Here is a 25,903-nt window from a genome sequence, read left to right on the forward strand (position 1 = left end):
AATAACACAAAATCGAAACCATAAGAAACATAACGGAATCAAAAAGACAGAGAAAAATGGTATCTAACTTAGTAAAAACCCTATAACACTACTAACATCACATAAACTTTCGAACTCGTAAATAATCGAAGACATTCGATTGATTTTAAATTATCATTACTAGAGATATCAATCAGCGATATAGCGTCGCTGAAAGACGGAATAGATAATTTTAACTGGAGATTAGCTGTGAAAGAACTCGTAAGATCACACAAGGAAGACAATCAGAAGTTGGGCATTTACTCCGTATGTTCAGCTCACCCATTAGTCATTGAAGCTGCACTAAAATACGAACTTACGTCGGGAAAGCAAGTATTGATCGAAGCAACATCAAACCAGGTGAATCAATTTGGTGGTTATACGGGAATGCACCCGAAAGACTTCGTAAACTACGTTCATGATATTGCAATTAAAGTCGGTTTCCCCATCGAGCGAATCATTCTCGGCGGTGACCACTTAGGTCCAAACTGTTGGCAGCAGGAGAGTGCAAGCTCTGCTATGGCAAAATCCCTAGAGCTAATCAAAGCTTATGTGGAAGCTGGATTTACAAAAATACACCTAGATGCCTCAATGTCTTGTGCTGACGATGATATCCCACTCGACCCTATGATTGTCGCACAACGGTCGGCGGAAATGTGTAAAGTAGCAGAAACACATATTGCTCCTGAGCTAAAATCAAAACTCACCTACGTCATTGGTACAGAGGTCCCTGTTCCTGGAGGAGAAGCTACTGAAATCGAAGCAGTACATGTAAGTAAGCTCACTGATATCCGAAATACCATTGACACTCATGTCACAGCTTTCGAAGCGCTGGGAATTAGCGAAGCATTGAGTAGAGTAATAGCGGTCGTAGTTCAGCCGGGGGTAGAATTTGACCACAGCAAAGTCATTCGATTTAAAAAAGACAAAGCTTCTGAGATTTCCCGCTTTATAGAAGACACTCCATGGCTTTATGAAGCACATTCTACCGACTATCAAACCCAAGAACACCTTAGTGATTTAGTAGAAAACCATTTCGCTATCCTAAAAGTAGGACCAGCTCTTACGTTTGCTTTACGTGAAGCACTATTTGCTCTAGCCGAAATGGAAACAGAAATAGTCTCAATAGAACAGAGCAGTCGCTTCAAAAAAGTGGTTGATGATGTTCTCCTAGATGAACCTAAATACTGGAAGTCATACTATGGTGATAAGCACTCGACAATCATTAATAACCTCCACTACAGCTTCTCAGATCGTATTCGCTACTACTGGTCTGAGCCACGGATTCAAAACGCATTTAACCTGTTAATTAGCAACCTAAGAGCAAACCCAATTCCGTTGTCTATGCTCAGTCAATATATGCCGAAACAGTATCAAAAAGTTAGCGAAGGAATCATTGACCTAGAACCAACAACGTTGGTGATCGACAAAATTCAAGAAGTAGTAGAGATGTACTCCCAAGCGTGTGAGTAAAACTAAAAAGGCCAGCAATGCTGGCCTTTTTAAGAACATAAGCATTAATCAACAACGATTACTTCCAACCCAATATTTTCAAACTTTCTTTTAGTTTCAGCTGGAATACCGCTATCAGTCACTAAGGTGTCTATCTGAGAAGCATCTAGGACCTTGTTGAAACCAATACGCCCTAATTTAGCAGAATCAACGACCGCAACGACCTTTTGAACACAAGATGCCATTACACCAGTAATAGCGTATCCCTCATTAAAAGTCGTGATACCCTTCTCGGGGTCAATACCATCAGCTCCCACAAAAAGTACATCTGCCTGAACACCATTTAAGCACTGTTCCGCTTGGTATCCATGAAGGGATTTCGTTTTACTGCGATACGTTCCGCCAACAATAACTAGAGTGGTATCTGGTGCTTCCAATAATTCTGATGAAGCCGCCAGATTATTCGTGATAATAGTATACCCACCTTCCTTAGCGAGGTATTTGGCAACAAGATGCGTGGTACTGCCACTATCAATGATAATGGAGTCACCTTTTCTAACGAGACCAGCGGCCACACAAGCAATTCTCTCTTTGGAGTCTGAATTTAATTGATATCGATTGTCGATTTGTACTTCATCTTCATACTCTTGTTGAGTGAGAGGGAGGGATTCAATCGACTGTGCTCCGCCAAAGAAACGTTTTAATTTGCCCTGATTTTCCAAAAACTTCAGATCTGAGCGAAGTGTAACTTCAGAAGTATCAAATAATACTGATAACTCTTTAACAGCAACCTGGCCATCTTTTTTAAGGAGCTCGAGTATCTTTTCTCTACGGTTTAACGGGTTCATGCGTTCCTCACTCTACAACTTCGAAACAACGTGGCGGCTCACATTGCGAAAAACATCAATGGTATTTGAAAGATTCCGCAATGTAAATGATATATAAATACAAACTATGCGGAAATATTACCATCTAAATCCCACAATTGTTCCCAGCTATCAGCGCCTTCCCATAAAAAAACTTGGCCTTTAATCAAACGGTTATTAGCATCAATTCTTGATATTGCTTCCAATTCTTCCGCCGTTAATGGATTTTCAGTTACACATTTCAGGTTTGAGACATACTGATCTTCGGCAACAGAGAAAGGTATTGGTACATGACCTCGCTGCACTGCCCATTTGATACAGACAATTGCAGGATGAACCCCCAAGCGCTCAGCTGCAGCAACAATAACTGGATTCTCTATATCCACGAGGTCTTCCGCCGTTTTATCACGCTCAGGTCTTGTTGGAGATCCAATCGGACAAAATCCAACCGGCACTACATCGTTATTAATCATGTAGTTATATAACTCTTCTTGCTGAAATAATGGGTGACATTCCATCTCATTAACTGCAGGTTTTATTCTTGCATCCCTGATTAACAACGCCATTTTTGCTATGGTCATATTCGACGTACCAATCGCCTTAACCAGTCCCATTTCAACAAGTTGCTCCATTTGACGCCATGTTTTCATAAAGTCTTCATGGATATATGGCTTAGCATCTGGACTACGAGAGTCTCCGTCACAACCAATAGGGTGGAAATTTGGAAACGGCCAATGAACCATATAAAGATCGAGATAATCTACTTGAAGGTCTTTCAAAGTCTTCTTACATGCATTTATGACATCATCATGTTGGTCATTCCAAACTTTCGAGTTTATGAAAAATTCCTCACGCTCAATACCGAAGTCATTCATTGCGCGCTTAAGAACATCACCAATCTGATCCTCATTCCCATAGATAGAGGCACAATCCAAGAATCGATACCCTGCCTTTATGGCACCATAAACTGCCTGCGATACTTCTTCAGGCCCAAAACGATCTGAACCAAAAGTTCCGAGTCCAACCGCCGGCATTTTTTGACCCGTATACAGTGTTTTAGTTGGTACTTTATCTATATCAACTGTCGGCTGGTATGAATATGCTACTGTCATTGCTATGTTCTCCATGCTCAATCTGAGCTCAATATCAATTTTGTAAAGGCATTGCCGATTGGTCTTTGTTGACTGTCGACCTGCGATTAAGGTTTGCGTCTAAAGAATAGGGGTTACACCTTTCTTCAATATAATATTGCCGTACTTTCGAGTGGTTCCGGTTACTACAATACACTTTGCTGACTTCGCTCTCTCATAGAAAGCAAATCTATCAATAAATGAGATCTCGGTATTATTCGGAAGCTTCGAAGTATATTCTTCAATTAACCCTGGTGGGTGAACATCATCTCCAACTGTCGCCATCATTACGACTTTGTCCGGTACATATTGGTCGAGCTCAATCAAAGGGATAACCGCCTCAACAAGGTCTGACACTTCACACCCTCTAGCCTGCAATACATAGTCTCCACATGAATAGGCTGGAAAATGAATGTCTGAGAAAACAATTTCGTCACCATGTCCCATTTTAGCGAGAATAAAAAGTAGCTCTGGTTCAACGATAGGATTGATATTTTTCAACATTTTTGACTCCTTATCTTTAGATTCGACCTGCACTTCCACAAATATCAATTTTCTGGCGAATAACTCGTGCCATCGCCTTTTTCGCTTCAATGTTATATACCCTAGGGTCATTAACAGTAGGATCGTCCTCAAAAACAGCTTTTAGAGTATCGGCATAGGCAATTTTAAGTTCCGTTGCTACGTTGACTTTACATATCCCCATAGACACGCAACGCGAAACATCATCTGAAGGCACTCCTGATGCTCCATGCAACACTAAAGGAATGGAAACTCGGCTGGCTATATCTCTGAGTCGTTCAAAATCTAGCTTCGGTGTTTCCTTATAAAGGCCATGTGCAGTACCAATAGCAATAGCTAAAGAATCAATGCCAGTGCGATTCGCAAAATCAAATGCTTGTACGGGGTCAGTGTAGGGTTCATCCACGGAGTCAATGATAAGGTCATCCTCTTGTCCCACTAATTGACCAAGTTCAGCCTCCACTGATGCTCCATAGCGATGACAAAGAGCGACAACTTTTCGAGTAATTTCGATGTTTTCTTCGAATGGAGCATGGGAGCCATCTACCATCGCCGAACGTATGCCGGCTTTTACCTTGTATTCGATATCTTCAAAAGAAGTATGGTGGTCTAGGTGCAAAGCTACTTGCATACCTCGGTCTTTTGCTGCAGCTTCTACCAAAGCCACTAATTCAGGTGTACCCGCGTACTGATACGTAGATGGCGTTCCTGCAAGAATAACCGGAGAGTCCATCTCTTTAGCAGTGTCTAAAACGCAATGAACAGACTCTAAGTTATGTATATTAAAAGCTGGGATTGCAAAGCCTGATTTTTGAGCTTGCTCAAGCAAGTATTTGGTATGAATTAGAGTCATTATCTTAGCTCCACTTTAAAAGTATTTTGCCATCTGGGCTTTTGCCGTTCAGCGCTTCGACGCGTTTAACGAACTCTGAAGGTTCATACACGCCATCTAATAGTGATTGGGTATCAATAAGATTTTTAGAGAAAAGCTCACGAGCCACTTCCCACTCTTTTCCAGGATAGGGAGCGGAATAATTCATCCAACTTCCAAAAAGTGTCAGTTCTTTTCTGAGAATTTGTCCAAACTGCTGGTGAGTAAGAGTTAAGTCCTGATGGAGAGTGCCAATTAAAGCAACAGTCGCTCTCGGGCTCGCGATGCTTAAACACTGTTTTACAGAAGCTGGACTACCTGCAGTTTCCAAAATCAGTTGATGCTCTCCAGCAAAAGGAAGCGATTGCATTTGTTCGCGAATATCTTTGTCCAGTGAATTGAAACAATAATCCGCACCCAGTGATTTAGCTTTTGAAAGTTTCTCATCTGCTATATCGATCGCCGTAACAGTGGCAGCTCCCATTGCTTTTACGGCCTGCACCGCCAGTAAACCAATAGTACCAACACCTACCACCACCACATCTTTACCCTCAACACCACCAGCCATCAGGATAGGGTGAAGGCTAACTGTTAATGGTTCGAAGAAAGCACCTTGAATTGATGACACAGACTCATCAAGCAAGAAACAACATTGCTCGGGAACCTCTACAAACTCGGCGTTTCCGCCTTGTGCCCGCGATCCTATAAAGCTGTAATCACTACACAAGCTATATCGGCCATTCATACACTGTGGGCAACTGCCACATGGGACTAAAGGAGCACATGAAATTCTATCTCCGTTTTTTAGTTGACTGACCTCTTCTCCAACTTCTACGACTTCCCCAGAAAATTCGTGTCCCAGTACAATCGGATAGAAATGGGCCCCATCATCGAAAATTCTTGGCAAATCAGAACCACACAACCCAGAGACGTGCACCTTCACAAGAACCGAACTTTTTTTCAAAGTAGGTTTTGAAATTTGGGCTATCTCAAGTTTATTGTTCGATTTAACAGCAATACTAAGCATCTCAATACCTTTTCATTAAATTAGTTTCAGAATCTTACATGTGTCTTTCGAATGCTTATGATTTTATGTATTATGTGTTACGGATTTCAATTGAAAGTTTCGATTTTCGTCTACTTTACATGTATTGTTTGTGTTAGATCACAAATCGAACAACTTAGAAAGGATTAGAAAATGTTTATTGGTATCGATTGTGGCACTCAAGGAACGAAGGCGATCATTTGGCAAGATGGTGGCATTTTGGGGCAGGGCTACACTCCACATTCAACAATAATGGAGCAATTGGGACAAAGAGAGCAAAGACCAGAAGAATGGTTTGATGCCCTCATAGCTTCTATCGACAAAGCATTTAAAGGGATCGAGCAACATAAAAAAGCGATAAAGGGAATTGGGATTTCAGGTCAACAACATGGTTTGGTGTTATTAGACCAAAACGATCAAGTGATTAGAGACGCTTTGCTCTGGTGTGATACAAGACCTCAAGCTGCTCTCAGCGCATTTACACAAACCCATGACCTTAACTTAGTAGAGAAATTAGGCATTCAAGTTCCCGTGGCATTTTCGTTAGGTAAGCTATTGTGGGTAAAGGAGAATGACCCAATTAGCTTTCGCAGGATCCACAAAATGATGCTACCGCATGACTACCTTAATTGGTGCCTAACCGGTCGTTTTACTGTAGAGCCGGGCGATGCTTCTGGAACAGGCTGGTTTGACACTGTTTCGAAGTCGATAAGTGAAGATCTACTTTCCCTTATCAAATTCGAAAATGAATTAGCGCAACCTGACATCTTGCAGTCTCAAGAAATAGTGGGAACACTGCACCCTTCTATAGCTGAGAGACTTGGGCTAAATACCAATGTCATCGTTTCCTCAGGAGGCGGAGATAATATGATGGCGGCCATAGGGACGGGTAATGTTGGAAGTGGGCAGCTAACTATTAGTTTAGGCACATCTGGTACCCTTTTTTCACACAGTTCTGAGCAAGTAGATAGTCGTGAGCATAAAGATTTAAACGCATTTTGCTCTTCGACAAATGGTTATTTGCCGCTCGCTAGCACCATGAACGTCACCACTGCGAACAACCAGATGCTTAACCTTGTTAACGGTGATATCAGTGAGTTCGATACCCTGCTCGAATCAAGTCCTATTGGCGCTGACGGCCTAATCTGTTTGCCATTTTTTAACGGAGCTCGCCTACCAAATGTGCCTAATGCAAATGGCGCTCTTCTTGGAATCACGGCCACTAACCTCACACCAGGAAACCTGCTCAAAGCCACTGTCGAGGCTGTTACTTTTAACCTAGGACTAGGAGCTAATGTGCTAGAAAGTGCGGGCGTGAAATTTGATAAAACTTGTGTGATAGGTGGAGGGGCAAAGAGTAAAATGTGGCGGCAACTGATATCGGACGTAACCAACTTACCACTTTGGTGTCCAGTTTCGACCGAAGCAGCAGCTGTAGGTGCTGCCATTCAAGCATGTTGGGCTCACGAAAACCTTTATCAACCCACTCAGATAGCGGACATATGTTCGAATACGCTTAAGGTAGATGAAGAAAAGTCTGTCACACCAATTGCGAAAAACGTTCAAACCTACCGGACAATAGCAGAATCATACCAATACCACCTGAACCGTCATATGGCTCAATTTGTCTAATTCCTTATGTCACGTTACGGGTGGCACTCGCCACTCGTAATTATTTGAAAGCAAAAAAGCCTAACTCACTTTCATCTCTCTCTTAGTCCTAAAAATACACCTACTATCTAGCCATTGCTAATAATAGATAATTTATATTATAAATCATAATCTTAAATTAAAATTTTACATCCAAAAACCTAGTGGCATCCCAGTTTACTTTGTTGAGACAGTCATCAATTATGTGATCGACCCCTTATAATCGTAAGACTTCGTTACCATTCGAAATGTTTCGAGTATATTATTTGTTCATAAGGAAATCGTCAGCAGAGAAGGTACACCTGCTGAGAAGAATAACTTTCCAATTTGCAAGGAACCAATATGAGCAGTCCATTACTCACGATGAGTGGCATATCGAAAGCTTTCACCGGCGTTCAAGCTCTGCAAAACGTGAACATTCAATTGCGGGCAGGCGAAGTGCACGCCCTAATGGGTGAAAACGGAGCAGGGAAGTCAACATTAATGAAAGTGTTGATAGGCGTGCATAAAGCTGACGAAGGGTATATTCAGTATAAAGGGCAAACGGTCGCATTTGATTCTGTTCTGGAAGCCCAAAAAGCCGGCATATCCATGATTTTCCAAGAGCTGAACCTTATTCCTCATCTGTCCGTGGCAGAGAACATTTTCTTCGCTCGAGAACCACTTAAAAACGGCTTAATTGACTATAAAACCATGAGGTCAGAAGCCAAGAAGCTACTTGAGATGTTCGACATAGACGTAGAGCCGACAGACATTGTAAATACTTTGTCTGTGGCAAAACAACAAATGGTCGAGATTGCTAAGTCTCTTAGCTTTGATGTTGAAATTCTCATTATGGATGAACCGACATCAGCTCTAACGGATAAAGAAATCGATGCGCTTTTTGAGTTGGTCGATAAGCTTAAGGCCAAAGGTGTCGCCATCGTCTACATTTCGCATCGAATGAATGAACTACGTCGGATATGTGACCATATAACTATCTTCCGAGATGGTCAGTATGTGTCAAACCATCGTTTTTGTGAAATTTCGATGGATGAGATCATTGCCAAAATGGTTGGCAGAACTCTGGATAATCACTTCCCACCAAAGCAAGCCGTTATTCAAGACGACCTCATTTTCTCCGTAATGAATGTAGCTCGGGAAGGGGTCTTCCAACCATTGAACTTCGACCTTCGTAAAGGCGAGATCTTAGCAATTACAGGCTTAGTCGGTGCGAAACGTACAGAGCTTGCTAGAGCGCTGTTTGGTGCCGATAAACTCACTGACGGCGAACTCTTCGTCCACGGACAAAAGAAGGTCATTCGTACTCCTTCTGACGCAATCAAGGCCGGCGTCGCCTACCTCTCCGAAGACCGAAAACTAAACGGCATTGCCGTCAAAATGTCCATAAGAGAGAACACAACTATGGCCTCAATGGACAAAGTGAGTTCGAATCTCGGAATAATATCCAATCAAGCTGAGGTAGACGCAGCGAATCAATACATCGACAAGATGCAAATAAAGACCCCCACCGTCGAACAGTTGGTTGGAAACCTCTCTGGTGGTAACCAGCAAAAAGTAGTGATTGGTAAGTGGTTGTTTAGAGATGCGAAAGTCATGATTTTCGATGAGCCTACTCGAGGTATCGATGTTGGTGCCAAATACGCCATCTACGAACTTTTAGATGAGCTAGCAACACATGGGATTGGAGTCATCATGATTTCATCTGAGTTGCCGGAAGTATTAGGTATGTCTGATCGAGTCATTGTCATGAAAGAGGGAGTGATGACCGCAATGCTTGAAACCGCAGCCACGACTCAAGAAGAAATTATGCAATACGCAACAGGAGTTAAAAACATGTTCCCACTATATGAGGAGGCAGTGTGATGAACGAAAAACACAAGGATATGCTACAGAAGTTAGCATCGCTAGGCGGATTATTCGCACTAATTATTGCTTTCTCCATCACTAGTCCACACTTTTTTAGTATGGACAATGCCATGACCGTAGGCCTTCAAACATCAACGATCACCATTATAGGTATCGGTGTAATGTTGACGATACTAACAGGTGGCATTGACTTATCCATAGGCTCAGTTATGGCGCTCTCAGGGGTTACCGCAGCCATGGCAGTAAATGCTGGAATGCCAGTTCCCGTGGGTATGGCTGTAGGAGTGTTGACAGGGGCCTTCTGTGGTCTTATTAGCGGACTATGTGTATCTAAACTGCGCCTCCCACCATTTATCGCAACATTAGGTATGATGATGATGGCTCGTGGTGTAGCACTCTACATCACTAATGCAGCCCCAGTTTCAGGGATGCCTGAGTCCTTCTCTTACTTGGGTAATGGCGCACTATTCCGCATGGTTGAGATTGGTGAGAATGGTTTCCCAATCATTAAATTTGCAGGCATACCTTATCCCGTGCTCGTCATGTTGCTGGTAGTTGCAGCATTCTCTTTCCTATTAACGAAAATGCGCCTTGGCCGCTACCTATACGCAATAGGATCAAACGAAGAAGCCGCTCGTCTTTCCGGGATCGATACTCAAAAAGTCAAAACCGCTGCCTATGTCGCCTCTGGTTTCTTAGCAGGACTTGCTGGCGTCATTATTGCGAGTCGACTTGTTACTGCACAGCCAAATGGGTCGGTCATGGCAGAGCTTGATGCCATTGCTTCTGCCGTGGTCGGTGGAACCTCTTTGATGGGTGGAGTCGGAACTGTATTTGGTGCGGTTGTCGGGTCATTTATTATCGGTGTCCTGCGAAACGGCCTAAATATGAATGGCGTTAGCTTCTTCGTTCAACAAATCGTAATTGGTGGCGTCATCATCGCTACCGTGGCGTACGACCAATACCGTATGCAACAAACCACAAAAGTGAAAAACCCTACTACAAAATCCAAAAAGGATGTTAAAGATATGAAAGTTAATAAGATTGCTACTGTCGCTGCGATGGGACTCGCATTTGCCTTTGCTGGCTACTCCACTGATGCTACTGCTGCTCAGAAAGAGATTGCGGTTGTTGTCAAAACGGAAAACTCCAACTTTTGGCAAAATGTTAAAGGCGGTGCAGTTGATGCCTCTAAAGAGCTTCCTGCATACAACATCACTTTCCAAGGACCAGCAGCAGAAACTGCGGTTGATGAGCAGGTCAACATGATACAAAACGCACTAAACCGCGGAGTATCTGGGCTTGTAGTTGCACCTACTGACCCTAATGCATTAGTACCTGCACTTAAGGCAGCATGGGAGAAAGGAATTCCTGTTGCTCTTATCGACTCAGGCCTTAATGACGACGGTAAGTATCACCAAGCTTTCCTATCTACTGATAACCGTGCAGCAGGGAAACTTGCCGCAGAAAAAATGATCAAGTCACTCAATGGCAAGAAAGGCAAAGTGGCCATGATGAGCTTTACTGCTGGATCTGGCTCTGCTATGGAGCGTGACGGTGGCTTTAAAGAAACCATTGAAGCGGCAGGTTACGAAGTTATCGGTCCTTACTACTCCAATGCGGATATGGTTACCGCTCTAAACCAAACTATTGACGTCTTAGCTTCGAATAATGACTTAGTAGGCATTTTCGGTTCTAACGAACCAACAGCGGTAGGTATGGCACGTGCTATTCAACAACGCGGCTACACTGGAAAAATTGTTGCGGTCGCCTTTGATGGTAACTCAGATATCCAACAATTTATTCGTGATGGTGTGTTAGACGGTGCCGTTGTCCAGTCTTCTTACGGCATGGGTAACATGGGTGTAGAAACGGTTTCTCAAATCCTGAGCGGAAAGAAAGTCGCATCTTATATTGATACTGGTGTTGTTTATGTAACCAAAGACAATATTGACTCAGACAAAGCGAAAGCCGTTCTCTACTAAAATTGTTGAAAAACAATTGAATTTGACTCAACAAAACAACCTCTAAGCACAACGGACCTTACAGGATAACTGGAGGTCCGTTGCTATTTTTCGTTCATATTAACTAAACATAACATTAAATATATTCATACATACTTAACCCTGATTTTTCCTTATCGTATCGGCGTGCTTTGACAGAGATCAACAAACTTAATGATTACCTGTCTGCACTTTCACACTTTGACCAAAAGTAGTCGATGACAAAAACGATAGGAAATGGTTATGAAATGGCCGATAAAAGCGCTGGCAGTCGCGCTAAGTTGCTCACTTGGGGCGACACAATCTTTTGCAATCAATCTCGAACCCCTAGATAAAGACTTTACCCTACAAATCCTTGGTTCTGGAGGTCCCATCTCTGATGATATGCGCGCCTCATCGGGAGAATTGATTTGGTGGAAAGGCAAATCAAGAATCATGATTGACGCGGGTGGTGGTAACTACCTACGATTTGGCCAAGCAGGAGGCAAACTCGAAGACCTCGATCTTTTAGCCATCACTCACTTCCACACCGATCACGTTGCCGATCTTCCTGCCCTGCTTAAAGGTGCTTACTTTTTCGAACGTGAAGACGCACTAGATATCACCGGTCCAGAAGCTGGTTCTGCATTCCCGAGTTTAACAGGCTATATGGATGCGATGTTCAATCAGGAACACGGAGCTTACGCTTACCTTAATGGACTTTATGATGGCTCAGATGGCTTGTTCCCTATCACCCTCACCGATGTTTCTTATAAAGAAACCACACCACAAAAAATCTACGAATTAGATGGGCTTACTGTTTATGCACTCGGCATCCCTCATGGAGATGTACCTACTTTGGCCTACCGAATTGAAAGTGAGGACGGCGTCATTGTTATTTCTGCAGACCAAAATGGCAGTAATCCCGCCTTCATTCCTTTTGCCAAAGGCGCTGACATTCTAGTAATGCCTATGGCCATTCACGAAGAAGCCGATGCTATCTCATCGTTTATGCATGCGAAACCTTCGACCGTGGGGGAAATTGCCGCTGAAATTAATCCTAAGCTACTGATTTTAAATCACTGGATGGGGCTAGGCCTCAAGCGTAAAGCACAGTCAGTGGAGATCGTGAAAAAGTACTACAAAGGAAAAATATTCTCTGCTCGTGATCTGTCGAGCTTCCCAATGGCGTCTTTCAAGGAGACTTCAAATGAACAATAAAATGGCTATATCAATCGCACTCAGCTCACTGGTATCAATGAACGCGGCACTCGCTGCCATCAGTGAATCTGTTGAAGCTCCTGTTACCGCTCAGCCAACAGAACAGCATGGCGGTAAATGTGCCGCAGGCAAATGTGGAACCGAAAAACGCTTTGAAAAACAAGAGCTCGATAGCGATCCACAAGATAAGTTAGTGCGCGCGCGTGACGGGAAGTGCGGCTTCTCTGGTCAAGGTATCAATGCGCCTGCGGACGCAGTGACATCAGCAAACAGTAAGGTAACAGGTGGAGTATGCGGACAATAACCAACACCAGCAAGGGATTAGGTCTGCGTATGGAGCATGTGGATATGCTGAGTGACATGCCTAAGCATCCCGATATCGACTTTCTCGAGCTCGCACCTGAAAACTGGATGAATATTGGTGGTGCAAAACGGGAGCGTTTGGAGCAAATCGCTGACAAATACCCCTTGGTCGCTCACGGTCTCAGTCTATCCATTGGTGATTGCGTGCCGTTAAACGAAAGCTACCTGAAAGATATCGCCCGTTTTCTTAATGAGTTTGATATCGAGATTTACAGCGACCATTTGAGTTTTTCTCGGGACAGTCAGGGCTATCTTTATGACCTACTACCGATCCCAAGAAGCAGAGAGAATATCGACTATCTAGCCTCTCGAATCCGACGCGTGCAAGACGTGGTCGCTAGGCCTTTGGTGCTCGAAAACATCTCGTTTTATCACAATTATGACAACGACATTCCTGAAGGCGAGTTCTTTGCGGAGCTTATAGAGAAATCTGGCTGTCAGATGCTGCTGGATATCAATAATGTCTACGTCAACAGCATCAACCACGGTTTTAATGCTTATGAGATGCTGCAAAGCTTGCCGAGCGACGCGATTCGCTATTACCACATTGCAGGACATCTGCAGCAGAGCGATCAGTCATTACTCGATACTCATGGCAAACCCGTCCCTGACTCAGTAATTGAACTGGCTCATTATGTGTTTAACCTCCACGGCAACAAACCACTGCTGTTAGAGAGAGACCACAACGTGCCACCGCTTGTCGTCCTTACTGAAGAACTACGAGACATCCATGCAGTTGTCAAAGCTGCAGAACGACAAGTCCAGCTTTCTGAAAGTGGGGTCCTCTATGCTTAGCCCTCCAGGATTGATGCTTCAGCAAGCAGAAGCACTTGCGCAGAAGATACGATTAGGTCGCACTGAAGGATGCCAATACGGTGAGTTTATTCGCGACAACGTTTTTGGTGTCGTATGCAACACCTTTCCTTTTTTCGTTGAGCGAGTCGGTCATCAAGACTTGGCTCAGTTAGTGGATGGCTTTCTGTTGCAGCACTGTGCAATGGAACCTGAGTTTCATCACATCGCGACAGAGTTCGTGCAGTTCATTCAGCATGGTACTTGGGTCAACCAACTTGATCTTATGGTACTTGAGTACGAGTGGACCGCCTTCAGCGCAGAAATTGACCAAGCTCGCATCAATATCGAGCTTTGCAGTGACATTGTGTATCAGAACCCTGAGCAATTCACCTTGAACTGCAATCCCACTCTGCGCTTGGTGGAGTTGCCTTTTGAGGTGTCTAGTCAATCGATACAAATAACCGATAGTACTCCATCAAACTACTACGCAGTATTTCGAAACGCTCAACATCACGTTGTCTCACAAAAACTTCGGCCTATCGATGTGGCGCTGATTCAGATCCTTCAGCCCTCATATTGTTCGAACTTACAGACATTCCAACAACAAACTGAAGCTCAACTCGCCGATTTCGATGTACGTCTTTGGTTACAACATTTCACCCATCTCGGGCTGTTATATATCAACACCCTAGGAGAATAAAATGATTAAGTCAGTCTTAACTTGGTATGACAACCTTATCGACAAGTGCCGAAAAATCGACTTTTTGGTTCTACTGTCTATTCGTCTTTTCTTGGTTCCGGTTATCTATGTCGGAGCGCGCTCTAAAGTACTGGGATTCGCAGGCACGGTTGCCTGGTTTGGCGCCCCCGTAGCAGACGGTGGACTTAACCTCCCGTTTCCAGAACTTCTTGCGTTCCTCGCAGCTGCAACTGAAGTCGTCGGGTGTATCTGTATTGCCTTAGGCTTGTTTACTCGCATTATCGCGATTCCAATGATTTTTATGATGAGTGTGGCCAGTGCCATGGTGCATTGGAAACATGGCTGGGATGCGATTGCGACAGGGAGTATGGAATCAACCATTCGTCTAAACGGCTTTATCACTTGGTTGGCGGAGAACTTTCCGGGCCGCTACAACTACATTACCGAACTTGGTGACCCGGTTATGCTCAATAACGGTATGGAATTCGCTGCCACCTACTTCGTGATGTTAATGGTGCTTTTTGTCTACGGCGGTGGTCGTTATCTAAGCCTCGATTACTGGCTAAAAAAGCCCTTTTTAAACAAGCGTGCAAACGCTTAATCACCCAATAAAAACCTATCTTTCTACTATTTCTGCCCGCTACGCTCGTAGCGGGAAGGGGATGCTATGTTAACAGATGTCGTTGATCTGTCGCGTCTGCAATTTGCTAGTACCGCGCTGTATCATTTTATATTCGTGCCTCTTACCATAGGGCTATCATTCTTGCTAGCCATTATGGAATCGGTCTATGTGATGACGGGCAAAACCATTTACAAGGATATGACCAAGTTCTGGGGCAAGCTCTTTGGAATCAACTTTGCCGTCGGGGTTGCAACCGGCTTAACCATGGAGTTTCAATTTGGTACTAACTGGTCCTATTACTCTCACTACGTTGGTGACATCTTTGGGGCCCCGCTTGCGATTGAAGCACTAGTCGCCTTTTTTCTTGAATCGACATTGGTCGGGATGTTCTTTTTTGGTTGGGATCGGTTAAGTAAGCGTCAACACCTCACTGTTACTTGGCTTACTGCACTGGGTTCAAATTTCTCTGGGCTTTGGATTTTGATGGCTAATGGCTGGATGCAAAACCCTGTCGGTGCCGAGTTCAATTTTGAAACAATGCGTATGGAAATGACCAGTTTCACCGACGTGATTTTCAACCCAGTAACACAAGTGAAATTCGTTCATACCGTCGCCGCAGGTTACACCACTGGTGCACTATTTATCATGGGTATCAGCGCTTACTACTTGCTGAAAAATCGGGACGTGGCATTTGCAAAACGTTCATTTGCTATCGCCTGTTCGTTCGGCATGGCTGCCATCTTTTCCACACTTATACTCGGCGATGAATCTGGCTATGAACTTGGCGATGTTCAAAAGGTTAAGCTCGCAGCGATTGAAGCGGAATGGCACACCGAAGCAGCACCAGCTTCATTTACCGTCTTCGGACTTCCCAATCAAGAAACCATGGAAACCGATTATGCGCTTAAGATCCCTTATCTCATGGGCATTATCGCAACACGCTCTTTGGATAAACCTGTGTTGGGTATTAGGGACCTCATGGCAATCAACGAACAACGAATCCGCAACGGAATGATCGCCTATGGTTTACTCCAGCGTTTAAGAAGTGGTGATAAAACCGCTGAGAACATCGCTCAGTTCAATGACGTTAAGTCTGACCTTGGTTACGGTCTTCTGCTGAAGAAATACGCGCCCAATGTCTCTGATGCCAGCGAACAACAAATAAAAATGGCTACACAAGACACTATTCCGCAAGTCGCACCACTGTTCTGGAGCTTCAGAATTATGGTGGTGTGTGGCGTCTTGATGTTCGCGCTGATTGGCTTTTCGTTTATTCAAGTTTGCCGCCAGAAAATCGGCAGCCAACGATGGCTACTTAAATCAGTACTTTGGGCGATTCCATTGCCATGGATAGCTTGTGAAGCTGGATGGTTTGTCGCTGAGTATGGCCGACAACCGTGGGCCATTGGTGAAGTTCTGCCTGTCAGTATGGCCACTTCAGACTTGGCTGCCAGTGATATTTGGATTTCGCTAGGAGCCGTTTACGTGCTCTATACCCTGTTCCTTATCGCTGAGATGTATTTGATGGTGAAATTCTCCCGCCGCGGGCCAAGTGTACTGAAAACCGGGCGTTACTATCACGAACAAAACCGTTCACTCGACAATGTTATAGACAACTACAAATAAGGAGATCATATGTTTGACTATGAAACACTCCGCCTCTTCACATGGGCGATCGTCGGCATACTGATCATCGGCTTTGCTATCGCGGACGGCTTCGATATGGGCGTCGCCGCACTACTGCCTATTGCCGGAAGAAGTAATGTTGAACGTAGGATTATGATCAATAGCATCGCGCCACATTGGGACGGTAACCAAGTTTGGCTGATCACTGCGGGGGGAGCGATTTTCGCCATCTGGCCTGCCGTCTATGCTACGGCTTTCTCTGGTTTTTACTTGGCGCTGGTTCTGGTTCTTGCCGCGCTATGGTTACGCCCTATTGGCATGGATTATCGAAACAAAATTGACGACCCTAGATGGCGACGCGCTTGTGATATTGCTTTAACGGTCAGTGGTCTCGTACCACCTTTAGTATTTGGTATTGGCTTTGGTAATTTATTTGTAGGTCTGCCATTCGAGCTCAATGAATTGCTGATGATCAGTTATAAGGGCGGATTTTGGAGCTTGTTTACTCCACTCCCCTTAGTGTGCGGTGTCGTCGCGATGGCCATGACTCTGCTTCAAGGAGCTACCTTCCTGCAACTAAAAACGGTGGGAGAGCTTAATGAAAGAGCGCGATCCATCGCAGTGTGGACCGCGTGTACCGCGCTGATTATGTTCGTTGTCGGTGGCGTCATCGCCAATGGCCAAGATGGCTATATCATCCAAAGCCTTATCGATACCAATGGCGTTTCAAACCCAGTAGGCAAAGAGGTCTCGGTTGTCAGCCATAATATGCTGCATAACTTTGTTCGATATCCTACGTTATTTATCGTACCCTTTGGGGCATGCGCTTTGCTACTTTTCTCGGCGCTGCTGTCCATGGCGAAGCGCGGTGGCTGGGCATTTTTGTGCTCGAGTCTGGCAATTCTAACCATCATATTGACCGCAGGCATTGCGCTGTTTCCAATGATTATTCCATCAAGTTTAGAACCTTCTCACAGCTTGACGTTGTGGGATGCCACATCAAGCTACAAAACGCTCAGCATCATCTCAGTGGTCGCCGTTGTGGTTGTCCCTGTAATCCTTGGATACACGACTTGGTGTTATTACAAGATGTTCGGCCGAATCGACAAGCAATTCATTGAAGACAACAGCACATCGCTGTACTAGGGAGATAAAACGTATGTGGTATATCTGTTGGGTTCTAGGTGTGTTGCTCGCATGCTCCTTCGGGGTCATCAATGCGATGTGGTTAGAGCAACGCAATAAAGAAGATATGGATGGTTAATCCATTGTCTGAAAAGACAAAAGCCCACGTTGTCGTGGGCTTTCTCGTTTGTCTACTTATTTTGTACGATTAGTTCATACGCGGTTGAATCAAGTTGAAGTTTGCTGGGATATTGCTATCTAGAACGCCCATAAACTTGTTCAGTACCGATTGGTCTCCGGTTACTTTTAACGCACCAGTAGCAAGGGCATCTTTTACTGTCAGTTTGTGGCTGATGATACCAAACAGCGTCATGTTATCGGCTTTGATCGTACCCATTGAATCTTGAGGGTGATAATCCAGCGCTGAGTTCATTACACCATTCTCGACTTCTACACCAAATGATTCTCCGTTTAATTCAAAATCAAAGGCAATTCGGCCTGCATCTAATGACTTCTGAGGAACGATACGTGTTGCGAACACATCCATCATCAAATCAGAAGGAATGGCTTTAATCACATCTGGACCTGCTGAGTTCACAACTTGTGGTAACAAGTTATCGTTACGAAGCTCTTTTGCAGCCGTCAAATACCAGTTGCGATTAAGCGCGGTTTCCTCTTGGAAGCCTAGTTGTTCAAACGCATCAGCCATCAAGTAATTGGCTTTCTTGTTGTCTTTGTTATACGACTCAATGTTGTTTAGCAGCTGAACAGTAAATGCATAATCACCTTGTTGGTAGTAATCCAGCGCTTTCTCAATCACAACATCCTCGCCACCAAAGCTCTCAACATAACGCTTACCGGTATCTGCATCAGTGTGACGAGCTATTTCCACTGGGTTACCGTCGAACCAACCTAGGTTGTTAACGTAGGTAGCAATGACATTGTTTTCGAAGTTGCCGTAGTAATCTCGGTTGTTCCACTGTTTCATGATCGGGTCAGCGATTTCGATCTTCTTAGCAATATCTCTTGGACGATAACCGTAGTTAGCTAATCGAGTGGTTTGGTCGTTAATCGCTTTGTACAAATCACGCTGACCTTTCATGTAGTTAATGACTTCTTCGTTACCCCAAGTTGGCCATGTATGAGGGCCAAATAGCACTTTCGCACTGTCGTGCCATTCAACAATCGCATTATTGATGTATTTCGCCCATTTACCAGCGTCACGCGTTTTAGCGCCGCGCATCGTGTAAATGTTGTGTTGAAGATGATTAACGTCTTCAGCCATAGAAACCGCACCCCAAGCTGGGATTTCGAAGACCATTTCCGATGGCGCTTCTGATTCAGGAACCAAACGGAAGTCGAATTGCAAACCATCAATGGTAACCGATTCTTTTTGCTTAGTGATTTCGTGAACCGTAGTTGGCAAGCCATTAGCACCCGCAGCCACCAGCGGACCTAGCGCTGCTGTGGTAATACCTTTTTCATTTTTCGGTAGCAGGAAGCCATATTGGTACACAGCACGACGACTCATAATGTTACCAAACAGTACGTTTTCACCTACGGCATGCTCAACAAAACCTTGTGGTACATATACTGGAATCTTGCCACTCGCAATATCTTGCTCAGATGCAAGACCTGACTTAATAACACCTTCAATGCCACCATAATGGTCGGTGTGAGAGTGTGAAATGATGATAGCTTTTAACGGACGGTTGCCTCGATGCTTCGCGTAAAGCTCATAAGCCGCTTTCATGGTTTCTGGTGAATATTCGATATCATAAAGAATGATGCCGTTGTCCGTTTCGATGATGGTTAAGTTAGACACATCATTACCGCGTACCTGATAGATTTTGTTTGGTAGCACTTCGTACAAACCGCCACGGTTTACCAACTGAGAGTGACGCCATAAGCTTGGGTTCACCGCATCTGGTGCTTGTTTACCTTGCACAAACTGCATTGCTGGCACATCAGCAATACCTTTGATGAGTCCACCATTATCTAGGGGAGCAATAAAGCCGCGATCTACTTCTTCAAACGCTTTTTTATTGTTGAAGTCTAACTGTTTGTAAACCTCTTGGTTGGCCTTTGCCGTGTATGACGTTGCACCCTTTGAGTTCGCAGTGAAGTCATAACTATCTAATGGCGCGGCATTGAGTGCCTGGGCCATAACCATAGTAAGCGGAAGGAGTGTGAAGAGCGTTTTAGTTGACTGTTTCATGGATACCTCGTTCAAAATTATTTTGCTTTGTTAAGCTGACGAGATGCATGTTAATCAAACCGATTCGCTTGAACGATAGTGCAGAATTTAGAAGTCGATTAAATATGATTCAGTTATTGAGATTTATCTTCAATTGTCTGAGTGGCATACACTTTTTTGTATTAATAGAACTAAAAAAATGGCCCTCAGTAACTGAGGGCCATTTGATGTATTAACTATGCTAAATCACAAAGATGGTGATTAGTCTAACTCGACTAGGTTCTTCTCAAATGCTTCATGCTGAGCTTGAACCGCTTTGTCTGGGCCACCAGTCATTGAGCTAACTACCATAATCGCAATCCAAGATAGGATAAACCCAGGAACGATTTCGTAGATATCGAAGATGCCGCCAGTTAGCTGTTTCCAAACTACGATAGTCACACCACCAACTAAAATACCCGCGATAGCGCCATTACGGTTCATACCAGACCAGTATAGGCTTAGTAGGATTGCAGGACCAAAGGCAGCACCGAACCCAGCCCACGCATAAGACACTAGTCCAAGTACCGAGCTGTCTGGAGTCATCGCAAGAACCAGTGCGATAATTGACAATAAGATAACACCGACACGACCTACCATCACTACTTGCTCAGATGTCGCATCTTTGTTGATGATTTGCTTGTAGAAATCTTCTGCCAACGCCGACGAAGACACCAATAGCTGAGAATCCGCTGTACTCATAATAGCCGCGAGAATTGCAGCCAAAAGGATACCAGCGACTACTGGGTGGAATAGCGCATTAACTAGTAACATGAAGATTTTCTCACCATCTGCCAGTACATCGCCACCAGTGCCTGTAGTGTAAACCAGACCTACAACACCCACTAGCATTGCACCAAGCATAGACAACGCAGACCAAACGACAGCAATACGACGAGCAGTCGTTAAGTCTTTGTTTGAACGAGATGCTTTAAAACGCGCGAGGATGTGTGGCTGACCAAAGTAACCTAGACCCCATGCCACTAGAGAGATGATAGCGATTGCAGATAGCGGCTGGCCTTTCGTGTCATTCCATAGAGTAAGAAGCTCTGGGTTAATGGCTTCAAGATCAGACGTTAGCTGACCGAACCCACCTTGCATACCAATCACAGGAACAATCATCAGTGCCGCTGCCATCAATAGGCCCTGAACTAAGTCAGTCCAAGATACTGCTAGGAAGCCACCGAATAACGTGTACGAGACAACACATACCGTACCGATGATGACGGCAATGGTGTAATCCAAGCCAAATACTGTTTCAAACAGTTTACCACCTGCCACTAGACCAGAACTGGTATAGAAAAGGAAGAAAAGCAAAATGAAGAACGCAGATACAACCTGAATCACTTTTGAATTGTCGTTAAAACGACGAGACAAATATTCAGGCAGGGTCAGTGCGTCAGTAGTAATACTGTAAGTACGTAGTCGTTTTGCACAGATTAGCCAGTTTAGCCATGTACCTACCAGCAAGCCGCCAGCAAGCCAGAAAGCTTCAATACCTGCTGCATACGCATAGCCAGGAAGACCTAGCAGTAACCAGCCACTCATATCCGATGCACCTGCAGACAAAGCCGCTGGCCATGGTCCTAATGAACGACCACCTAGAAAGTAGTCGCTAGAATTGGCCGTGCGCTTGTAAGCAATCACACCGATAGCGAGCATCAACGCCAAATAAGCGATGAAAGTAGTTGTAATAGCGAAGCTATTTTGAATCATTATTATTTCCTCATCCTAGAATACAGCCTCCAACATAACGGTGATATTGGAGGCTGGTAGGGGTCCGTAACCTTATGTCACTAGCTACCAAGCTCAAGCAAAGTAGCGTTGCCCCCCACTGCTGTAATATTGATGGTTCTTGTTCTTTCTGTTATGAACCTCAACACGAGATTCGGATCGTGCGCCACAGGCAGCAGCGCCAAATCCGTCTCAGACACCAAAAGACCTATCGCTCCATCGCGATTAGCCAGTTGATGGTTAACCTGCCATTCAGTGTCTTTAGAGCCAACAAGACCAACCACTCGTACATCGAACTCGATAAAGGTGGAAGCTTCTTCTAAAGCCACAAATTGAACTAGGTTAGTAGGCAGTTGAGAACGCTCGACTGCCGATTTTAAAATTTGATTAAACTTGTCGTTACCAGAACAAACAATGACACCATTACCAGCGATAAGTGCTGCGGTAATTTGCGCCATTGCCGCGATCTTAGCTTGTGCTTCTTCGCTCTCTAGAACCACTAAAACCACACCACGCCCCGCCGCATAAAGCTCATTGGTTTCACCCGTTGGCCCTGGCATCACATGCGGGTTAGCTAATAACACGTTAGCTTGTTGAATATGGAATGCCATCACGCTAGCGAGCGTAGCGTTCAGTTCATTCATATTACGCTGAGCCGAAAGTAAGCACTCACGTTGCTCAGCAAAATCACTAAGATTCCAACCTTCCCATGCTGTCAAAACATCGGAGAAAATAGTTGCGTTATTGACCATGATTTTTCTCCTTATTTCGCCGCTTGATTAGCGTTGGCGTTAATGACATCAGTAAAGCGATATAGGTAGTGTGGGCCACCTGCTTTTGGTCCAGTTCCGGAGAGACCCTGTCCTCCAAATGGTTGAACCCCTACCACCGCACCGACTTGATCACGGTTGATGTAGCAGTTCCCCACTCGAGCGTGTTTTTCCACCCACTCGTACGTCGATTCATTACGGCTGTGGACACCTAGCGTCAAGCCAAAACCTGTGGCGTTGATGCTATCAACCACTTTTGGTAGTTCAGATGCTTTGAAGCGGACGATATGGAGAATAGGACCGAAATGTTCTTCCGTTAGCACAGAGATATCAGAAATTTCAAACGCACAAGGCGGTACAAAATCCCCTTCTTGGCACTCAGCATCAAGCGACAGTTGCGCCACTTTGTTGCCTTGTTTTGCCATCGCATCAATATGTGCCAGTAGTTTTTGCTTCGCATTGGCATCAATTACTGGGCCCACATCGGTAGCATGCAGATATGGCAAGCCCACTTTAAGCTCATCCATTGCGCCTTGAATCAGGTTAATAACACGCTCCGCAATGTCCTCTTGAATAAACAGAACACGCAATGCAGAACAGCGCTGTCCGGCAGAAGCGAAGGCAGAGCGAACAACATCGCGAACGACTTGCTCAGGCAGTGCGGTCGAGTCAACAATCATCGCATTTTGACCGCCGGTCTCTGCAATAAATGGTACTGGCGCAACTTGACGTGCTGCAAGCGTGCTATTGATGCGCTGAGCCGTTGGCGTAGAGCCAGTAAAGGCAACACCAGCAATCGCCGAGTGAGAGGTTAACGCCTGACCTACATCAGCGCCGCGTCCTGTAATAAGTTGAATCGCATCAGCAGGGAAGCCTGCTTCAAGCATTAACTCAACAGCACGTACAGCGATAAGAGAAGTTTGCTCCGCAGGTTTAGCCACAACGGTGTTCCCCGCAACCAATGCTGCCGTAACCTGACCTAGGAAAATCGCCAGAGGGAAGTTCCACGGACTAATGCAAACAAACACACCTCGTCCGCCGCGTGTCAATGTTTTTGACTGACCGTCAAAGCCCAGTACCGATTGCGTTTCAAAAATATGTGGTTGTTTCGCATAGTAGCGACAGAAATCGACCGCTTCGCGCACTTCATCAATACTGTCGTGAATGGTCTTACCCGCTTCCTGATGGCAAATCGCCACCAACTCATGAAGATTTTCTTCTAGCTTGTCTGCCAGTGTTAGTAAGCACTGACCACGCTCAACATATGGCGTCTGCGACCAACTAGTGAAACCCTGCTCTGCTACTCGGATAGCTTCGGAAACATGATCAAGGTTAGCCATAGCCACTTGCCCCACGACAAGACGGCGATCATAAGGCGCAGTGATCGTATCAACGTTAGCACCTTCCTTGATCATGCTTTCGTATTGCGATTGACCATTAATGATCGGAGCACCTTGCCACTGCTTAGCTCGGAACACTTCAACTTTGTGCTCGTAGTCTTTCACTTCGCTCTCAATATCAACGTTCACACCCACGGAGTTTTTACGATCGGCAAAAATAGCGGGAGGTAGGTCAATATTAGCGTTGTGTAGGGTGTCATTGGCAAGCAATGCGTCTACCGGATGAACAGTTAAGCTGTCAACAGGACAACGCGCATCAACAAGGCGGTGGACGAAGCTGCTGTTTGCACCGTTTTCCAACAGACGACGCACTAGGTATGGCAGCAAGTCTTTGTGACTACCCACTGGTGCGTAGATTCGTACTGGCTGTTTATGCGTATCCATCACATGGTCATAAAGTGAATCACCCATACCATGTAAACGCTGGAATTCGTAATCGGTGTGCTGAGCCATTGTCGCAATGGCCGTCACTGTGTGAGCATTGTGACTCGCAAACTGCGGGAAAATATTGCCACGCACGTTTTCACTCAATAGGAATCGAGCACACGCTAGGTATGCAACATCGGTCGCTTCTTTACGGGTATAGACAGGGTACGCATCATAGCCCGCTTGCTGAGACCATTTGATTTCGCTGTCCCAATACGCACCTTTCACTAAGCGGAGTGGAATCAGGTCGCCTTGCTGCTTCGCTAAAGCGTTAACCCAAACCAAAACAGGAAGTGCACGCTTAGAATAAGCCTGGATCACCAGACCAAACTTGCCCCACCCTTTTGCCACGTCGCTACGATACACTTTCTCAAATAATTTAAGTGATAGCTCAAGACGGTCAGCTTCTTCCGCATCAATCGTAATCGCCACATCCAGCTCTCGTGCTCGAGTGAGAAGCTGAGTTAACGTATCGCAAAGCTCAGTCAGCACGCGCTCTTCGTTAGCGACTTCGTAGCGAGGGTGAAGTGCCGACAACTTGATTGAAACTGATGGTGCTGGACTAGTATCTAAGCCGTATTTATCACTGCCTACTGCTTCGATCGCCATCAGGTAGTCTTTGAAATACTTGTCAGCATCAGATTTAGTGAGCGCCGCTTCACCTAGCATGTCATAAGAGTAGGTAAAACCGCGATCACGCATCTTTTTGCCATTCTTCTGAGCTTCACCAATGCTGCGGCCCAAAACAAACTGATGACCCATGATCTTCATGGCCTGATACATGGCTTTACGAATCACAGGCTCTGAGAACTTGTTGACTAAACGGTTCACTGCTTTTGCTGGGCTTTGTGATTCAGACTCAGCAAGCCCGACAACTTTGCCCGTCAGCATAAGACCCCATGTTGACGCATTGACAAACACAGAGTCAGAATTTTTCAGGTGAGATTTCCAATCAGCGACACTCAGTTTGTCGCGAATAAGCGCATCAGCCGTTGCAGAATCAGGAATGCGCATTAACGCTTCTGCTAAACACATCAACAAAATGCCTTCTTGAGTATCTAAACTGTACTCAAGCAGCAAAGCATCAATCATTTGAATGGCATTTTTATCGGCACGGATGGCTTCGATAAGCTCGGTGGTTTTCTGTGGGATTTGCTGGGCTTCATCGCCTTGCGGCGTCGCCAGAGGTAAAAGCTGTTTCAACCATTGAGACTCATCCACCATGTAAAGTGGAGAGATCAGTGACCAGAGCTGTTCAAGCGGCTGCTCGACAAACTCCGTTTTTAGCACATCTGTTGCTGTAAACATGTGTGTTCCTCAATCTCTACTCAGTCGAAAAAGACGACTGGACTACTACAATGGCAGGCAGTGTATTTTGAGTGTTAAGGAATTACTTGTCAAAAACTCCGAGCTTTTTGCTGTTTTCTACGCTTATTAACAAAATTAATACAAGGTCACATCGAGTTAGACAAAATGAGCC

Annotated in this window: 21 protein-coding genes; 12 read left to right on the forward strand and 9 right to left on the reverse strand. The window is 44.9% G+C overall.

Annotated features, from left to right (window positions below; genetic code table 11):
- Positions 1-228: 228 nt before the first annotated feature.
- The gene (gene gatZ, locus MMA19_RS06495) at positions 229-1,491 is read left to right on the forward strand and encodes a tagatose-bisphosphate aldolase subunit GatZ (RefSeq protein ID WP_240205804.1); all 1,263 of its coding nucleotides are present in this window, start codon (positions 229-231) and stop codon (positions 1,489-1,491) included.
- Between the two features lie 44 nt (positions 1,492-1,535).
- Here the strand turns inward: gatZ and MMA19_RS06500 are convergent, their stop codons facing one another.
- From MMA19_RS06500 to MMA19_RS06520, 5 genes are all read right to left on the reverse strand, one after another.
- Positions 1,536-2,318, reverse strand: coding sequence for a DeoR/GlpR family DNA-binding transcription regulator (locus MMA19_RS06500; RefSeq protein ID WP_240205805.1), 783 nt, complete (start codon positions 2,316-2,318; stop codon positions 1,536-1,538).
- Positions 2,319-2,422: 104 nt separating this feature from the next.
- Positions 2,423-3,448: an aldo/keto reductase gene (locus MMA19_RS06505; protein ID WP_006070252.1), complete on the reverse strand. Its 1,026-nt coding sequence runs from the start codon at positions 3,446-3,448 to the stop codon at positions 2,423-2,425.
- 99 nt (positions 3,449-3,547) lie between these two features.
- Positions 3,548-3,970, reverse strand: coding sequence for an L-fucose mutarotase (gene fucU / locus MMA19_RS06510; protein ID WP_006070253.1), 423 nt, complete (start codon positions 3,968-3,970; stop codon positions 3,548-3,550).
- 16 nt (positions 3,971-3,986) lie between these two features.
- On the reverse strand, positions 3,987-4,841 hold the full coding sequence (gene gatY, locus MMA19_RS06515) for a tagatose-bisphosphate aldolase subunit GatY (protein WP_240205806.1): 855 nt from the start codon (positions 4,839-4,841) through the stop codon (positions 3,987-3,989).
- Positions 4,842-4,845: 4 nt separating this feature from the next.
- Entirely contained in the window at positions 4,846-5,886 is a 1,041-nt protein-coding gene (locus MMA19_RS06520) for an alcohol dehydrogenase catalytic domain-containing protein (protein ID WP_171389312.1), read from the reverse strand.
- 171 nt (positions 5,887-6,057) lie between these two features.
- On the opposite strand from MMA19_RS06520, the gene xylB reads away from it, so the two are divergent.
- The 11 genes from xylB to cydX all read left to right on the forward strand — a co-directional run bounded on the left by xylB (position 6,058) and on the right by cydX (position 17,996).
- Positions 6,058-7,536: a xylulokinase gene (gene xylB, locus MMA19_RS06525; RefSeq protein ID WP_240205807.1), complete on the forward strand. Its 1,479-nt coding sequence runs from the start codon at positions 6,058-6,060 to the stop codon at positions 7,534-7,536.
- Between the two features lie 360 nt (positions 7,537-7,896).
- Entirely contained in the window at positions 7,897-9,420 is a 1,524-nt protein-coding gene (locus MMA19_RS06530; protein WP_038227666.1) for a sugar ABC transporter ATP-binding protein, read from the forward strand.
- A complete protein-coding gene (locus MMA19_RS06535; protein ID WP_216613793.1) occupies positions 9,420-11,408 on the forward strand; it encodes a substrate-binding domain-containing protein in 1,989 nt (662 codons plus the stop codon). The genes MMA19_RS06530 and MMA19_RS06535 overlap by 1 nt, the downstream gene beginning before the upstream one ends.
- A gap of 261 nt (positions 11,409-11,669) precedes the next feature.
- Positions 11,670-12,626 carry an MBL fold metallo-hydrolase gene (locus tag MMA19_RS06540; RefSeq protein WP_240205808.1) on the forward strand — a complete coding sequence of 319 codons (957 nt, stop codon included), beginning with the start codon at positions 11,670-11,672 and terminating at the stop codon, positions 12,624-12,626.
- Positions 12,616-12,930, forward strand: coding sequence for a hypothetical protein (locus MMA19_RS06545; protein WP_240205809.1), 315 nt, complete (start codon positions 12,616-12,618; stop codon positions 12,928-12,930). Before MMA19_RS06540 ends, MMA19_RS06545 begins: the two co-directional genes overlap by 11 nt.
- Positions 12,918-13,784: a DUF692 domain-containing protein gene (locus MMA19_RS06550; RefSeq protein WP_240205810.1), complete on the forward strand. Its 867-nt coding sequence runs from the start codon at positions 12,918-12,920 to the stop codon at positions 13,782-13,784. The genes MMA19_RS06545 and MMA19_RS06550 overlap by 13 nt, the downstream gene beginning before the upstream one ends.
- Complete coding sequence (locus MMA19_RS06555; protein ID WP_240205811.1) at positions 13,777-14,484, forward strand: putative DNA-binding domain-containing protein; 708 nt, start codon at positions 13,777-13,779, stop codon at positions 14,482-14,484. The genes MMA19_RS06550 and MMA19_RS06555 overlap by 8 nt, the downstream gene beginning before the upstream one ends.
- A 1-nt stretch (position 14,485) precedes the next feature.
- Positions 14,486-15,085 (forward strand): DoxX family protein, encoded by a 600-nt coding sequence (locus MMA19_RS06560; RefSeq protein ID WP_088877767.1) that lies wholly within the window; start codon positions 14,486-14,488, stop codon positions 15,083-15,085.
- A 66-nt stretch (positions 15,086-15,151) separates the two neighbouring features.
- A complete protein-coding gene (locus MMA19_RS06565; RefSeq protein ID WP_240205812.1) occupies positions 15,152-16,732 on the forward strand; it encodes a cytochrome ubiquinol oxidase subunit I in 1,581 nt (526 codons plus the stop codon).
- Positions 16,733-16,741: 9 nt separating this feature from the next.
- Positions 16,742-17,878, forward strand: coding sequence for a cytochrome d ubiquinol oxidase subunit II (cydB, locus tag MMA19_RS06570; protein ID WP_240205813.1), 1,137 nt, complete (start codon positions 16,742-16,744; stop codon positions 17,876-17,878).
- A gap of 13 nt (positions 17,879-17,891) precedes the next feature.
- Positions 17,892-17,996 (forward strand): cytochrome bd-I oxidase subunit CydX, encoded by a 105-nt coding sequence (cydX, locus tag MMA19_RS06575; protein ID WP_006069674.1) that lies wholly within the window; start codon positions 17,892-17,894, stop codon positions 17,994-17,996.
- 69 nt (positions 17,997-18,065) lie between these two features.
- On the opposite strand, the gene MMA19_RS06580 is transcribed toward cydX, so the two are convergent.
- The 4 genes from MMA19_RS06580 to putA all read right to left on the reverse strand — a co-directional run bounded on the left by MMA19_RS06580 (position 18,066) and on the right by putA (position 25,731).
- Positions 18,066-20,075 carry an alkyl sulfatase dimerization domain-containing protein gene (locus MMA19_RS06580; protein WP_240205814.1) on the reverse strand — a complete coding sequence of 670 codons (2,010 nt, stop codon included), beginning with the start codon at positions 20,073-20,075 and terminating at the stop codon, positions 18,066-18,068.
- A 240-nt stretch (positions 20,076-20,315) separates the two neighbouring features.
- Entirely contained in the window at positions 20,316-21,809 is a 1,494-nt protein-coding gene (gene putP, locus MMA19_RS06585) for a sodium/proline symporter PutP (RefSeq protein ID WP_062462949.1), read from the reverse strand.
- A gap of 80 nt (positions 21,810-21,889) precedes the next feature.
- Entirely contained in the window at positions 21,890-22,579 is a 690-nt protein-coding gene (locus MMA19_RS06590; RefSeq protein ID WP_038227657.1) for a 1-pyrroline-5-carboxylate dehydrogenase, read from the reverse strand.
- Positions 22,580-22,590: 11 nt separating this feature from the next.
- Positions 22,591-25,731 (reverse strand): bifunctional proline dehydrogenase/L-glutamate gamma-semialdehyde dehydrogenase PutA, encoded by a 3,141-nt coding sequence (gene putA, locus MMA19_RS06595; protein WP_240205815.1) that lies wholly within the window; start codon positions 25,729-25,731, stop codon positions 22,591-22,593.
- Between the last annotated feature and the right edge of the window lie 172 nt (positions 25,732-25,903).

The organism is Vibrio sp. CyArs1 (assembly GCF_022432925.1).
Classification (GTDB): Bacteria; Pseudomonadota; Gammaproteobacteria; order Enterobacterales; family Vibrionaceae; genus Vibrio; species Vibrio mediterranei.

Excerpts from the sequence above, each read along its gene's own strand:
- MMA19_RS06500 (WP_240205805.1), bottom strand. The coding sequence starts at position 2,318 with ATGAACCCGTTAAACCGTAGAGAAAAGATACTCGAGCTCCTTAAAAAA.
- MMA19_RS06505 (WP_006070252.1), bottom strand. The coding sequence starts at position 3,448 with ATGACAGTAGCATATTCATACCAGCCGACAGTTGATATAGATAAAGTA.
- fucU (WP_006070253.1), bottom strand. The coding sequence starts at position 3,970 with ATGTTGAAAAATATCAATCCTATCGTTGAACCAGAGCTACTTTTTATT.
- gatY (WP_240205806.1), bottom strand. The coding sequence starts at position 4,841 with ATGACTCTAATTCATACCAAATACTTGCTTGAGCAAGCTCAAAAATCA.
- MMA19_RS06520 (WP_171389312.1), bottom strand. The coding sequence starts at position 5,886 with ATGCTTAGTATTGCTGTTAAATCGAACAATAAACTTGAGATAGCCCAA.
- xylB (WP_240205807.1), top strand. The coding sequence starts at position 6,058 with ATGTTTATTGGTATCGATTGTGGCACTCAAGGAACGAAGGCGATCATT.
- MMA19_RS06530 (WP_038227666.1), top strand. The coding sequence starts at position 7,897 with ATGAGCAGTCCATTACTCACGATGAGTGGCATATCGAAAGCTTTCACC.
- MMA19_RS06535 (WP_216613793.1), top strand. The coding sequence starts at position 9,420 with ATGAACGAAAAACACAAGGATATGCTACAGAAGTTAGCATCGCTAGGC.
- MMA19_RS06540 (WP_240205808.1), top strand. The coding sequence starts at position 11,670 with ATGAAATGGCCGATAAAAGCGCTGGCAGTCGCGCTAAGTTGCTCACTT.
- MMA19_RS06545 (WP_240205809.1), top strand. The coding sequence starts at position 12,616 with ATGAACAATAAAATGGCTATATCAATCGCACTCAGCTCACTGGTATCA.
- MMA19_RS06550 (WP_240205810.1), top strand. The coding sequence starts at position 12,918 with ATGCGGACAATAACCAACACCAGCAAGGGATTAGGTCTGCGTATGGAG.
- MMA19_RS06555 (WP_240205811.1), top strand. The coding sequence starts at position 13,777 with ATGCTTAGCCCTCCAGGATTGATGCTTCAGCAAGCAGAAGCACTTGCG.
- MMA19_RS06560 (WP_088877767.1), top strand. The coding sequence starts at position 14,486 with ATGATTAAGTCAGTCTTAACTTGGTATGACAACCTTATCGACAAGTGC.
- MMA19_RS06565 (WP_240205812.1), top strand. The coding sequence starts at position 15,152 with ATGTTAACAGATGTCGTTGATCTGTCGCGTCTGCAATTTGCTAGTACC.
- cydB (WP_240205813.1), top strand. The coding sequence starts at position 16,742 with ATGTTTGACTATGAAACACTCCGCCTCTTCACATGGGCGATCGTCGGC.
- cydX (WP_006069674.1), top strand. The coding sequence starts at position 17,892 with ATGTGGTATATCTGTTGGGTTCTAGGTGTGTTGCTCGCATGCTCCTTC.
- MMA19_RS06580 (WP_240205814.1), bottom strand. The coding sequence starts at position 20,075 with ATGAAACAGTCAACTAAAACGCTCTTCACACTCCTTCCGCTTACTATG.
- putP (WP_062462949.1), bottom strand. The coding sequence starts at position 21,809 with ATGATTCAAAATAGCTTCGCTATTACAACTACTTTCATCGCTTATTTG.
- MMA19_RS06590 (WP_038227657.1), bottom strand. The coding sequence starts at position 22,579 with ATGGTCAATAACGCAACTATTTTCTCCGATGTTTTGACAGCATGGGAA.
- putA (WP_240205815.1), bottom strand. The coding sequence starts at position 25,731 with ATGTTTACAGCAACAGATGTGCTAAAAACGGAGTTTGTCGAGCAGCCG.